Raw genomic sequence first — 12538 nt, 5'->3', positions numbered from 1 at the left:
CTCCAGCGGGCCGGGGCTCAGAGCGACCCGGCGATGGCGGCGACCGCGGTGAAGAACGCGAGCAGCGCCGAGATCGGCACCGACCACAGCGTCGCGATCGTGATCGAGACCGTCGTGCCGATCTTCGGCGGCACGAACCAGCGGGCACGAGGCAGGTCGTCGACGCCGTCGATCCAGCGGCCGGTCATGCCCACGCCGGACCACACGCCCTTGAGCCGTGAGACGAAGCGGAGCCCGCCGCCCCCGGCGATGCTGGTGAGCGCTCCGCGGGCCTCCTCGACCCTGTCGGACAGGCTCACCGCGATGCCGAGCTCGGTGGCCAGCTGCTCCGGCTCCTCCACCGCGCGCAGCAGGCGCAGACGCCGGACCGCGAACGCAGCCGGAGCCAGGGCCACCACCAGCGCGACGACGGCGAGCATCGTGCCCGTGGTGCCGCCGGCGGCCAGCCCGAGGACGACCGTGGCGACGAGGAAGGGCAGGGGTGCGACGGCGAGCACGAGCGAGGGGACACGCAGGAGCCGGACGGTCGGGACGATGACGGTCACGGCCCGCCGCGCCGCGTCCTCCGTCTGGCCGTCGACCCGCGCGGTCGCGCCGTGCACGGCGCGGTTGGTGCGGTCGCGCCAGCTGCGTCGTCGGGGTCCCTCCTGCGTCGCCATGCCCCCAGCCTAGACGTCGGTCCCACCTGGGCCTCGCCCGTAAGCGCGCGGCAACATCCGGGCAACACGGCCTCACTAGCGTCGTGCTCCGGTCGCACGACGCGGCGCGGGACGAGGGAGCACCCATGACACAGCAGCACGAGACACCGGTGACGTCAGGCTCCGGCGCGAGCGCCCAGGAGTACCTCGAGAAGCGCCAGCTCCAACGCGGCACGGCAGGCTGGGTCCTGCTCGCCGGGCTGGGCGTCAGCTACGTCGTGTCGGGCGACTACTCCGGGTGGAACTTCGGGCTCGCCGAGGGCGGGTTCGGCGGCCTCGCCATCGCGACCGTGGTCGTCGCGGCCATGTACCTGGCCCTCGTGCTCGGCATGGCCGAGCTGTCGTCGTCGCTGCCCGCGGCGGGCGGCGGCTACACGTTCGCCCGACGCGCCCTCGGCCCGTGGGGCGGGTTCGCCACCGGGACCGCCATCCTCATCGAGTACGCCATCGCCCCGGCGGCGATCGCCACCTTCATCGGCGCCTACGTCGAGTCGCTCGGACTCTTCGGCATCACCGACGGCTGGTGGGTCTACCTGGCCGTCTACGCCCTGTTCATCGGCATCCACCTGGCAGGGGTCGGCGAGGCGCTCAAGGTCATGTTCGTCATCACCTCGGTCGCGCTCGTCGGCCTCGTGGTCTTCGCCGTCGCCGCCCTGGGCGACTTCGACGTCTCGCGCCTGACCGACATCGCGCCGACCGGCGCGGCCGGCGCCTCCGAGCTCCTCCCCTTCGGCTACCTCGGCATCTGGTCGGCGATCCCGTTCGCGATCTGGTTCTTCCTCGCGGTCGAGGGCGTGCCGCTGGCCGCCGAGGAGACGGCCGACGCCGAGCGGAACGTGCCGCGCGGCATCATCGCGGCGATGGCGGTGCTGCTGTTCACGTGCGTGCTGGTGCTCGTCCTCGTCCCGGGCGCCGGCGGCGCCGAGGCGATGGCGTCGTCGGGCAACCCGCTGGTGGAGGCCCTCGGCGGGGGCGCCGCCGCCACGGTCGTGAACTACATCGGCCTGGCGGGGCTCGTGGCCAGCTTCTTCTCCATCATCTACGCCTACTCCCGTCAGCTCTTCGCCCTCTCCCGCGCGGGCTACCTGCCCACGTCGCTCTCGGTGACCAACCGACGCAAGACGCCGACGCTCGCGCTCGTGGTGCCGGGTGTCATCGGCTTCGGCCTGTCGCTGACCGGCGAGGGCGCGCTGCTGCTCAACATGGCGGTGTTCGGGGCGGCCCTCAGCTACGTGCTGATGATGGTCAGCCACGTCGTGCTCCGCGTGCGCGAGCCCGACATGCCCCGGCCCTACCGGACCCCGGGCGGCGTCCTCACGACCGGCTTCGCGCTCATGGTCGCGGCGCTCTCCGTCGTGGCGACCTTCCTCGTCGACAGCACCGCGGCGCTGTGGTGCGTGGGCGTCTTCCTCGCCTTCATGGCGTGGTTCGGCCTCTACAGCCGTCACCACCTGGTGGCCGCCTCCCCCGACGAGGAGTTCGCCGCGCTGGCCCGCGCGGAGGAGGACCTCGGGTGATCCGGCGGCACACCCTCGCCGGTCGGACCTACACGTTCGACGGGCTCGTCGACCTGATGGCGAAGGCCACGCCGGTCCGCTCGGGCGACCAGCTGGCCGGCTGCGCGGCCGAGTCCGACGCCGAGCGCGCGGCGGCCGCGTGGGCCCTCGCCGACGAGCCGCTCACCACGTTCCTGCAGGAGCAGGTGGTGCCGTACGAGAGCGACGAGGTGACCCGGCTCATCGTCGACACCCACGACGCCGAGGCCTTCGCGCCGGTGGCCCACCTGACCGTGGGCGGGTTCCGCGACTGGCTGCTGGCGACGGCGACGCGTCCCGATGCGGCCGCGACGCTCACGGCGGTCGCCCCGGGGCTCACGCCGGAGATGGTGGCGGCCGTCTCGAAGCTGATGCGCAACCAGGACCTCGTGCTGGTCGCGCAGGCCGCGCGCGTCACGTCGGCCTTCCGGACGACGATCGGCCTGCCCGGACGCATCGCGACCCGACTGCAGCCCAACCACCCCACCGACGACCCGGCCGGCATCGCGGCGGCGACCCTCGACGGTCTGCTCATGGGCTCCGGCGACGCCGTGATCGGCATCAACCCGGCCACGGACTCACCGCAGGCGACGGCGCGGCTGCTGCACCTCCTCGACGACCTGCGCCAGCGCTTCGACATCCCGATGCAGTCGTGCGTGCTCTCGCACGTGACGACGACGGTCGACCTGATCGAGCAGGGCGCGCCCGTCGACCTGGTGTTCCAGTCGGTGGCGGGCACCGAGGGCGCCAACGCGTCGTTCGGGGTCGACGTGCGCCTGTTGCTGGAGGCCAACGAGGCGGGTCGCTCCCTCGGACGCGGCACTGTCGGCGACCAGGTGATGTACCTCGAGACGGGGCAGGGTTCGGCCCTCTCGGCCGGCGCCCACCTCGGCACGGGTGGTCGTCCGGTCGACCAGCAGACGCTCGAGACCAGGGCCTACGGACTTGCCCGCGCTCTCGACCCGCTGCTCGTCAACACGGTGGTCGGCTTCATCGGGCCGGAGTACCTCTACGACGGGAAGCAGATCGTGCGGGCCGGCCTCGAGGACCACTTCTGCGGCAAGCTGCTCGGCCTGCCCATGGGGGTCGACGTCTGCTACACCAACCACGCCGAGGCCGACTCCGACGACATGGACACGCTGCTGACGCTGCTCGGCGTGGCCGGCGCGGCGTTCGTCATCGCCGTGCCCGGCGCCGACGACGTGATGCTCGGCTACCAGAGCCTGTCCTTCCACGACGCGCTCTACGTGCGGCAGGTCCTCGGGCTCAGGCCGGCACCGGAGTTCGAGGCGTGGCTCGCCGGTCTCGGCATGGCCGACCCGCAGGGTCGTGTGCTGCCCGTCGACCTCGACGCCTCGCCCCTGCTGTCGATCGCGAGCGGGGCGTGAGCGGCGGCGACGCCCGCACGCCCGACGTCGCGGCGAGCGACCCGTGGTCGGGCCTGCGCCGCACCACGCAGGCGCGGATCGGGCTGGGGCGGGCCGGCAGCTCCTTGCCGACGCGGCGCGAGCTGGAGTTCCGGGCGGCGCACGCCGCTGCTCGTGACGCCGTGCACGAGCCGCTCGACGTCGACGCGCTCGTCCCTGGCCTCGATGCACTCGGTCTCGGTGCCACGCTACGGGTGCGCAGCCTGGCCGAGGGTCGCGGCGAGTACCTCCGACGTCCCGACCTCGGGCGGCGCCCCGCGTCGCTCGACGGCCTCGACGCGAGCGGCGACGCCGACGTCGCCGTCGTGCTGGCCGACGGCCTGTCGCCGCGGGCGGTCGCCGAGCACGGCGTCGCGCTCGTGACGGCCCTCGTCGACGCGCTCGGCACGGGGTTGCGCGTCGCCGCCCCGGTGGTCGCCACCCAGGCACGGGTGGCGCTGGGCGACCACGTCGGCGCCGCGCTGGGCGTGCAGACGCTGCTCGTCGTCATCGGCGAGCGCCCGGGCCTGTCGGTCGCCGACAGCCTCGGGGTCTACCTGACGCACGACCCTCGCCCCGGGCGCACCGACGCCGAGCGGAACTGCATCTCCAACATCCACCCGCCCGACGGTCTGGGCTACGCGGCGGCGGCGCGGGTGGCTGCCGCGCTCGTCGACGGCTCCCGGCGTCTGGGCCGCTCCGGCGTCGCGCTCAAGGACTCCTCGGCCCTCGACGACGCCACGGCCGAGGCCCTGGACACCGGACCGTGAGGTCCGTCCCGTCCCACTAGGGTGCACGCGTGGCCGTCCTCCTCTCCCTGCTCTCCGCCCTGTCGTACGGGGTCTCCGACTTCCTCGGCGGGCTCTTCTCCAAGCGCTCCGGACCGTGGCAGACGGCCGTGGTCGGGCAGACGTCGTCGACGGTCTGCACCGTCGCCGTGGCGCTCTTCATCGCCGGCGACCCGGTCGGGGCCGACTGGGTGTGGGGCGTCGTCGGCGGGGCCGGGTCGGGCGTCGGTGCCGCGTTCCTCTACCGCGGGCTCGCCGGCGGGCGGATGAGCGTCGTCGCACCGCTGTCGGCGGTCGTCTGCGCGCTGCTGCCCGTGGCCGTCGGGCTCGTCACCGGCGACCGGCCGAGCGCGCTGGCCCTCGCGGGGATCGTCGTCGCGTTCCCGGCGATCGCGCTCGTGTCGCGCGTCGTCGAGGAGGACGCCGCAGCGCAGGCCGCGCACCGCGGCGGCGTGGTCGACGGCGTGCTGGCAGGGCTCGGGTTCGGCGTGCTGTTCGTCGCCCTCGGCCAGGTGCGCGACGACGCGGGCCTGTGGCCGCTGGCCGTCGCGCAGGGTGCCGCCGCCGTCGTCGTCGTGCTGCTGGCCCTGGCGCTGCGCGAGGCGTGGGTGCCGCGCGACCGGCTCGCCTGGCGCGCCGTGCTCATGGGGCCGCTCGGAGCCACCGCGACGACCGCGTTCCTGCTGGCGACGCGCGAGGGCCTGCTGTCGGTCGTGTCGGTGATCTCCTCCCTCTACCCCGCGACAACCGTCCTGCTCGCGACGCTCGTGCTCAAGGAGCGCATCCAGGCATGGCAGGGCGTCGGGCTCGCGCTCGCCGCGTCGGCCGTGACGCTCGTGGCACTGGGTTGATGACACTGGGCTGATGGCACTGGGCCGAGCAGCCGTCGAGCGGGCTACTTGAGGAACTTGCTCGTCGAGCGGTCCTTCAGCGGCTTCCCGCCCGTCTGGCACGTCGGGCAGTACTGCAGGGAGGAGTCGGCGAAGACCACCTCGGCGACCGTGTCGCCGCAGACGGGGCACGCCTCGCCCGCGCGGCCGTGCACCCGCATCCGCGAGCGCTTGCCGTCCTTCAGCTCCGACGCGGGCTTGCCGTGCGCCTCGGCCATCGCCTCGCCCAGCACGGTGCGGATCGCCACGTCGAGCCGCTCGACCTGCTCGGCGTCGAGCTCGGACGCGAGCGCGAACGGCGACAGTCGGGCCGCGTGCAGGATCTCGTCGCTGTAGGCGTTGCCGATGCCGGCGACGATCTTCTGGTCGCGCAGGAACCGCTTGACCTGCATGCGTCGACCCTCGAGCAGCGGCGCCACGGTGAAGCCGTCGACCATGGGGTCCGGGCCGAGGGCGGCGATCCCCTCGACGTCCTGCGGGTCGCGCACGACGTAGACGGCCAGGCCCTTGCGCGTCCCGGCCTCCGTGAGGTCGAACCCGACGTGCGGGCCGTCGCCGTGGTCGAGCCGGACCCGCGCGGCGAGCGGGCCGTTGCCCATCTTCAGCCGCTTGTCGGTGAGCTGGTCCGACCAGCGCAGCCACCCGGCCTTCGCGAGGTGCACGACGAGGTGCAGACCGTCGACGTCGAGGTCGAGGAACTTCCCGTGCCGCCGCACGTCGGTGACCTGCAGGCCCGCCAACGACGACACCGGCGGGTCGTAGGTCTTGAGCACCGCGAACGACGCCAGCTCGACGTCGGCCACGACGGCACCGACGGCACGCTCGCGCAGGAACGCGGCAAGCGCGTCGACCTCCGGCATCTCGGGCACGTCACGAGCGTAGTCCGAGACGCCTGCGGACGTCAGGGCGTGTCGTGGCGGGCGTAGAAGCCCTCCATGGCCGGCCAGGTGGTGCGGCGGGCCGCGCGGCCGGTGAGCACCCCGAGGTGGCCGCCGGGAGCCTGGACGAGCTGGACGTCCGGTGCACCCGTCAGCAGGTCGACGAGGTGGCTGACCGCACCCACCGGCGCGAGGGTGTCGTCGAGCCCGGCCACCACCAGCACGGGCACGTCGATGTCGGCGAGCCGCAGCTCGCGTCCGCCCAGCTCCACCACCCCCGTCGCGAGCGCGTTGCTGCGCACGACGACGTGGTACAGCTGCCCGAACGTGCGGCCCGGGTAGGCGTACATGTTGTCGGTGAAGCGGTCGACGGCCTCCAGCTGCGCGAGGAAGTCGCGGTCGTCGGCGTGCGCGAGGATCGCCAACGGCTTGGTGAGGTACTTGTCGAGCGCCGAGATCTGGAACCCGAGCCGGGTGAGCGGCGCGGGGACGCCGCCGAGGGTGCGGTAGGCGGCGCTCACCAGGCCGCTCGCCACGGCGTTGACCGGGCGGGTGATCGCGATCAGCGGCACCTGCGTCAGGTCGAACGGCGACGCCACGGCCGTCGCCGACGCGAGCGGCAGCGTCGGGTCGGACGCGGCGGTGAAGATCGTGAAGATCCCACCCAGCGACCAGCCGGCCAGGTGCACGGGCCGCTCCCCCGCGTCGTCGTGCACGTGCCGGACGGCCTGCGGGATCACCCGCCCGGTCCAGTGCTCGATGCCGAGGTCGCGGTGCTCGAAGCTCACCGGCCCGTAGTCGACGAGGTACACCGGCCGTCCCTGCTGCACGAAGTACTCGACCACGCTGCACCCGCGCCGCAGGTCGAACGCGAGCGCAGGCGCGGCGAGCGGCGGCACGAGCAGCAGCGGGTCGCCGTGCTGCTCCGTGCCCGGGTACGGGTCGTACCGGAACAGGCTCGCGTGCTCGGTGACCTTGACCAGCGTGCGCGGCGTCGTCCGCAGGTCGGCGATCCGCCGCCCCTGCACCACGTCGCGCAGGTTCCCCACCGCAGCGCCCAGGTCGTGCGGGACGTGCGGTCGCGGGACGAGCGGGAGGGGCATGGTTCCGGATGATGCCAGACGCGCCCTCCCCCCGCCGGGCTGGCGGGGCTGAGGGGTGCTGCGTCGTCGCAGGGAGTCTGTGCTTGCTGGCGCGCTGCCGCAGACGGCTTGTGCTTGCTGGTGCGCTGCCGCGGCCTTCGCTGGAGGTGGTCTCCGAAAGGGCCTCGACCGGCAGCGGGTCTGGGGCCGGTTCCGGGTCTCGGGGTCCGGTCTGAGCCTGCCCTCGACCCAAGGTTCTTCGTTTCTGCGTTCTTGGCCCACCGTTCTGCGTTCGCGCGTCCTATCGGTGGATCTGCAACCGCAGGAGCGCTTCTACGGTTGCAGATCCACCGATGGCAGGCGTCGCGCTGGAAGGATTCTGCCTTTGCGTGGACCGTTCCACGCGAACGCAGAATCTTGCGTCCCCCCAACGCAAAGAGCACTCACGACTCTGCATTCGTGCGTTCGAAGCCGAACGCTTCTGCGTTCGCGACGGGATCCCGTAGGCAACGCAGAATCCTTGCCCTCCCGCACACGAACGCAGAAGCTTGCGTCCACCCCAGAACCAACCCACAGCCCGAGACCCCAGACCAGCGTGGCCGCCAGCCGCCCGGTCGAGGCCCTTTCGGAGACCAACCTCAGCGAACGCCGAGGCAGCGCAGCCCTACGCCCAGACCCCCTGCGGCAGCGCACCAGCAAGGTCACGACCACCGCAGTCAGCGCACCACCAACCCCAGACCCCCCCCAGAGAAGCCCAGCAGCAGGACGAGCCCCGCCCACCTCACCCGAACGTCAGCACCAGCAGCGACACGTTCAGTGCGATGACGACGGCGGCGACGACGCAGGCGGCGGCGGTGGTGGCGGGGCGGTTCACGTGCTCGCCCATCACCGCGCGGCTGGCGGTGAGGCGGACGAGCGGGACGAGCGCGAACGGGATGCCGAGCGACAGCACCACCTGCGAGACGACGAGGGCGCGGCTCGGCTCGACCCCGAGCGCGAGGACGACGAGGGCCGGCACGACGGTGACCACGCGGCGCAGCAGCAGCGGGACGCGGACGCCTAGCAGGCCGTGCATCACCTCGGCGCCGGCGGCCGCTCCCACGGCCGTCGAGGCCAGCCCCGACCCGAGCAGCGCCACCGCGAAGAGCAGCGCCACGCCCGCGCCGAGCTCGGACGTCACGAGCGCGTGCACACCGGTCAACGTGTCGGTGCCCGGGAGGCCCTGCAGCCCGGCGGCGGCCACGAGCAGGAGCGAGAGGTTCAGCAAGCCGGCCAGCGCCAGCGCGAGCACCACGTCGGTGCGGGTGGCGCCGAGCAGGTCGCGCACCGACGTGCCGCGACCTCGGCCACCGAGCCGTCCCGACGTCAGGCCCGAGTGCAGGTAGATGACGTGCGGCATCACGGTCGCCCCGATGATGCCCGACGCGAGCAGCACGCTCTCCGCCCCGTCGAACGTCGGCACGAGGCCGCCAGCCACGTCGCCCGCGGCCGGTGGGTTCACCACCAGCCCGGCCACGAAGCCGACGGCGATCAGCGCCAGGAAGCCCAGGATGGTGCGCTCGAGGGCGCTCTGGCCGCGGACGTCGCCGATGCGCAGCACCAGCAGCGACACGGCCGCGGTCACGACGGCCCCGAGGACGAGGGGAAGGTCGAACAGCAGCGACAACGCGATCGCGCCGCCGACGACCTCCGCGAGGTCGGTGGCCACGGCGACGGCCTCCGCCTGCAGCCAGAACGCGACCCTCGGTCCGCGGCGCAGCCGGCCGCCCAGGTGCGACGCCAGCGACGTGCGCGTCACGAGGCCGAGCTTCGCCGACAGGTACTGGACGAGCACGGCCATCACGTTGGCCAGCACGACCACCCACACCAGTGCGTAGCCGAACCGCGCGCCCGCTGTCACGTTCGTGGCGACGTTGCCCGGGTCGACGTAGGCCACGGCGGCGACGAAGGCCGGACCGAGGAGGACGGCGCGGCGGCGCAACGACGTCGGCCCGAGCATCCCCGCAGCCTAGCTGCGAGGCCGCTCGGGCCGCTCGGACGAGGAGGTCCGGTGCTGGGGTCAGGCGACGGGACGCGCCTGGCCTCCCCCGCTACGACGACGGTTGCGGTTGCGGTTGCCGCCCTGACCAGCGGGGCGACCCTGGCCGCCGCCGGTGCCGCGACCCTGGCCGCCGCCCGAACGCTGACCGCCCGAGCGCTGACCGGCACCGGACCGCTGGCCGGCACCCGAGCGCTGACCGCCCGACCGCTGGCCACCGCCGGAGCGCTGACCGCCGCCGGAGCGCTGACCGCCGCGTCCACCGGCCGAGCCCGGCTCGGGGAGCGTGCCGCTGGCCGCCAGGGCCTCCGGGGTGAGCGGCGACGGCGCCGTCGCCGCGTCGTGCTGGCGGGCGGTGACGCCGGCCTTGGCCTGCAGCGCCATGACGTCGCGCAGGTCCTCGCGCGTCGTCATCGTGACGACGGTGCCCGCCTCGCCCGCGCGGGCGGTGCGTCCCGAGCGGTGGGTGTAGGCCTTGTGCTCGGCGGGCGCGTCGTAGTGGACGACGAGCTTGACGTCGTCGACGTGGATGCCGCGCGCCGCGATGTCGGTCGCGACGATGACGTCGGCCGCACCCTTGCTGAAGGCCGCCAGGTTCCGCTCGCGCTTGGCCTGGTTGAGGTCGCCGTGCAGGTCGACCGCCTCGATGCCGGCGGTGGTGAGCTGACGCGCCAGGCGCGTGGCGCCCCGGCGGGTGCGGGCGAACACGATGGTGCGCGGGTTGTGGGCCAGGAGCCGCGAGGCCGTGGCCAGCTTCTCGGTGCGGGGCGTCACGAGCACGTGGTGCTCCATGCGCGACTCCGGCTCCTGCGCCGACTCGATCTCGTGGAGGTCGTGCTGGGGCAGGTGACGCCGCACGAGGCGGTCGACGTCGCCGTCGAGCGTCGCCGAGAGCAGCAGCCGCTGGCTGGTCGAGGGCGTCATCGCGACGAGCGCGTCGACCGGCTTGAAGAAGCCGAGGTCGCAGAGGTGGTCGGCCTCGTCGAGGACGGTGATCTCGACGTGCTGGAGTGTGCAGGCACGGCGGTCGACGAGGTCGGCGAGCCGACCGGGCGTGGCGACGACGAGGTCGACGCCGTCGCGCAGCTGGTGGATCTGCTTGTTGATCGGGGTGCCGCCGAGCACCGTCATGATGCGCAGGTGCAACGGGGCCGCGAGCGGCGCGAGCGCACGCTGGACCTGCGTGGCGAGCTCACGCGTGGGCACGAGGATGAGCCCGCGCGGCGCCTTGGGACGACGGGTCCCGCCGGCGAGCTGGTCGAGCACGGGCAGGCCGAACGACAGCGTCTTGCCCGAGCCGGTGCGGGCGCGGCCCAGCACGTTGCGGCCGGCGAGCGCCGACGGCAGCACGGCCTGCTGGATCGGGGTCGGCTCGACGATGCCCTCACGGGCGAGGGCCTTGACGAGCGTCTTCGGCAGGCCGAGGTCGGCGAAGCCCGACGCGCGCGGACCGCCCGACGCGGCATCCGCGGACGAGGAGGTGGGGTGGGAGGAGGAAGGGGTGGGCAGCACACGGCCGCCGGCAGGCTGGTTCACAGAGCTCTCAGACATCGTGGGCCCGGGCCGCTCTGCGGCGCTCTCGTGACGAGGCGACGCGGCCTGCTCGGGCGGGAGGGGGAGGCCCTACCGAAGATGATCCGGGGCTCCCATGGAAGCTCCAGCCTAGCAGTCGACCACCCCGAACCCCGCATCGTCGCTGCGTGCGTCCCGTCACGACCCCACGCGGGCCGCCAGCTACAGGAACTGCAGCGGGTCGAACTCCTCGATCGGCACGACGCGGATGCGAGGCAGCTCCTCGTTGAAGGCCCGCACGTCGTACTCCAGGTCGTAGAACTCCAGGCCTCGCTCCACGAGGGGCACGAAGGCGCTGCTGCGCATCTCGCGGAACGCCAGGAGCGCGGTGCGTCGGGTACCGACGAGGGCGCCCAGCTGGGGCACGAAGTCGCCGTCGTTGCTGGCGAGGACCACGTCGTCCTCGCGCTCGGCGAGCGCCTCCAGCGTGCGCTGGATGGCGATGTCGACGACCTTCTGGTCCGGCGTGCCGGAGAGCAGCACGGGGCGGAAGTCCATGGCGGTCAGCGCCTGCACGAACGACATCGGCACCTCGCCGTTGGCGGCGATGAAGAACAGGCCCTGCGTCGGCTGGTCCCACTCCGACGCGACGAAGGACAGCACGCGGTCCCAGCGCGGTCGCTCGTGCGGGTGCGGGCGACGACCGAGGATCGACTGGCCGAGGGTCGCGTCGATGTTCTCGCCGTCGACGAGCACGTAGGTGCGGCGTTCCATGCGCCCACCCTAGTGCGATCCCGCCCTCGCTCGGGCGGACGCGCCTCAGAGCAGGGTGAGCAGGCCCAGCGCGCCGACCGCGAGACCGAGCGCCAGCGAGACGCCGATCAGCACGGCGTGCACGCGGTAGAACGTGGTGGTGCGTCCGTCGGCGTCGCGGGACCGGTCGTCCTTGGCGATCCGCTGCCAGAAGCGCGGCCAGATGAGCAGGTTCCAGGCGCCGGTCACGAGCAGCAGGACCGACCAGCCGAGGGGCAGCGTCACGTCAGACCGAGGTGAGCTGGCGGACGGCGGAGGTGAAGAACGCGAGCCCGTCGGTGCCGGGTCCGCAGAGGTCCTCGACGGCGTGCTCGGGGTGCGGCATGAGCCCGACGACGTTGCCGCGCTCGTTCGTGATGCCGGCGATGTCGCGCAGCGACCCGTTCGGGTTGGAGCCGACGTAGCGGAAGACGACCTGTCCCTCGCCCTCGAGCCGGTCGAGCGTGGGCTCGTCGGCGATGAAGCCGCCCTCGCCGTTCTTCAGCGGGATGGTGATCCGCTGGCCCTCCGCGTAGTCGCTCGTCCAGGCGGTGTCGGGGTTCTCGACGACGAGCACCTGGTCGCGGCACACGAACGTGCGGTGGTCGTTGCGGATGAGTGCACCGGGCAGCAGGTGCGACTCGCAGAGGATCTGGAAGCCGTTGCAGATGCCCAGCACGGGCATGCCCCCCTGCGCGGCCGTGACGACCTCGGTCATGACCGGCGCGAAGCGGGCGATCGCACCGCAGCGCAGGTAGTCGCCGTAGGAGAAGCCGCCGGGCAGGATGACCGCGTCGACGCCCTTGAGGTCGTGGTCGCCGTGCCACAGCGCGACCGGCTCGCCGCCGGCGAGTCGCACCGCGCGCTGCGCGTCGACGTCGTCGAGCGAGCCGGGGAAGGTCACGATGCCGATCTTCAT

Annotated in this window: 12 protein-coding genes; 4 read left to right on the top strand and 8 right to left on the bottom strand. The window is 73.2% G+C overall.

The window, feature by feature from the left end:
- Positions 1-17 precede the first annotated feature (17 nt).
- The gene (locus Aeryth_RS17270) at positions 18-659 is read right to left on the bottom strand and encodes a hypothetical protein (protein WP_083516234.1); all 642 of its coding nucleotides are present in this window, start codon (positions 657-659) and stop codon (positions 18-20) included.
- A gap of 125 nt (positions 660-784) precedes the next feature.
- Here Aeryth_RS17270 and eat point away from each other — a divergent pair, with 125 nt between their 5' ends.
- Genes eat through Aeryth_RS03770 form a run of 4 tightly spaced genes read left to right on the top strand, consistent with a single transcriptional unit; the run spans position 785 to position 5278 of the window.
- Positions 785-2215 (top strand): ethanolamine permease, encoded by a 1431-nt coding sequence (gene eat / locus Aeryth_RS03785; RefSeq protein ID WP_067854829.1) that lies wholly within the window; start codon positions 785-787, stop codon positions 2213-2215.
- The gene (locus Aeryth_RS03780; RefSeq protein ID WP_083516233.1) at positions 2212-3621 is read left to right on the top strand and encodes an ethanolamine ammonia-lyase subunit EutB; all 1410 of its coding nucleotides are present in this window, start codon (positions 2212-2214) and stop codon (positions 3619-3621) included. Before eat ends, Aeryth_RS03780 begins: the two co-directional genes overlap by 4 nt.
- Positions 3618-4409: an ethanolamine ammonia-lyase subunit EutC gene (gene eutC / locus Aeryth_RS03775; protein ID WP_067854827.1), complete on the top strand. Its 792-nt coding sequence runs from the start codon at positions 3618-3620 to the stop codon at positions 4407-4409. Before Aeryth_RS03780 ends, eutC begins: the two co-directional genes overlap by 4 nt.
- Positions 4410-4438: 29 nt before the next feature.
- A complete protein-coding gene (locus tag Aeryth_RS03770; protein WP_067854825.1) occupies positions 4439-5278 on the top strand; it encodes an EamA family transporter in 840 nt (279 codons plus the stop codon).
- A gap of 44 nt (positions 5279-5322) precedes the next feature.
- Here the strand turns inward: Aeryth_RS03770 and Aeryth_RS03765 are convergent, their stop codons facing one another.
- From Aeryth_RS03765 to purQ, 7 genes are all read right to left on the bottom strand, one after another.
- Positions 5323-6177: an Fpg/Nei family DNA glycosylase gene (locus Aeryth_RS03765; protein WP_470207143.1), complete on the bottom strand. Its 855-nt coding sequence runs from the start codon at positions 6175-6177 to the stop codon at positions 5323-5325.
- Positions 6178-6218: 41 nt separating this feature from the next.
- The gene (locus Aeryth_RS03760; protein WP_067854821.1) at positions 6219-7298 is read right to left on the bottom strand and encodes an alpha/beta hydrolase; all 1080 of its coding nucleotides are present in this window, start codon (positions 7296-7298) and stop codon (positions 6219-6221) included.
- Between the two features lie 760 nt (positions 7299-8058).
- Positions 8059-9276, bottom strand: coding sequence for an Nramp family divalent metal transporter (locus Aeryth_RS03755; protein WP_067854820.1), 1218 nt, complete (start codon positions 9274-9276; stop codon positions 8059-8061).
- A 60-nt stretch (positions 9277-9336) separates the two neighbouring features.
- On the bottom strand, positions 9337-10851 hold the full coding sequence (locus Aeryth_RS03750) for a DEAD/DEAH box helicase (RefSeq protein WP_236749810.1): 1515 nt from the start codon (positions 10849-10851) through the stop codon (positions 9337-9339).
- Positions 10852-11049: 198 nt separating this feature from the next.
- Positions 11050-11601 (bottom strand): NYN domain-containing protein, encoded by a 552-nt coding sequence (locus tag Aeryth_RS03745; RefSeq protein ID WP_067854813.1) that lies wholly within the window; start codon positions 11599-11601, stop codon positions 11050-11052.
- Positions 11602-11646: 45 nt separating this feature from the next.
- On the bottom strand, positions 11647-11865 hold the full coding sequence (locus tag Aeryth_RS03740) for an SCO4848 family membrane protein (protein ID WP_067854811.1): 219 nt from the start codon (positions 11863-11865) through the stop codon (positions 11647-11649).
- 1 nt (position 11866) lies between these two features.
- Positions 11867-12538, bottom strand: coding sequence for a phosphoribosylformylglycinamidine synthase subunit PurQ (gene purQ / locus Aeryth_RS03735; protein ID WP_067854809.1), 672 nt, complete (start codon positions 12536-12538; stop codon positions 11867-11869).

The sequence above is a fragment of the Aeromicrobium erythreum genome (assembly GCF_001509405.1).
GTDB lineage: Bacteria > Actinomycetota > Actinomycetes > Propionibacteriales > Nocardioidaceae > Aeromicrobium > Aeromicrobium erythreum.
Note: the sequence above shows the minus strand (reverse complement) of the source record. Positions and strands in the feature narration are given on the sequence as shown.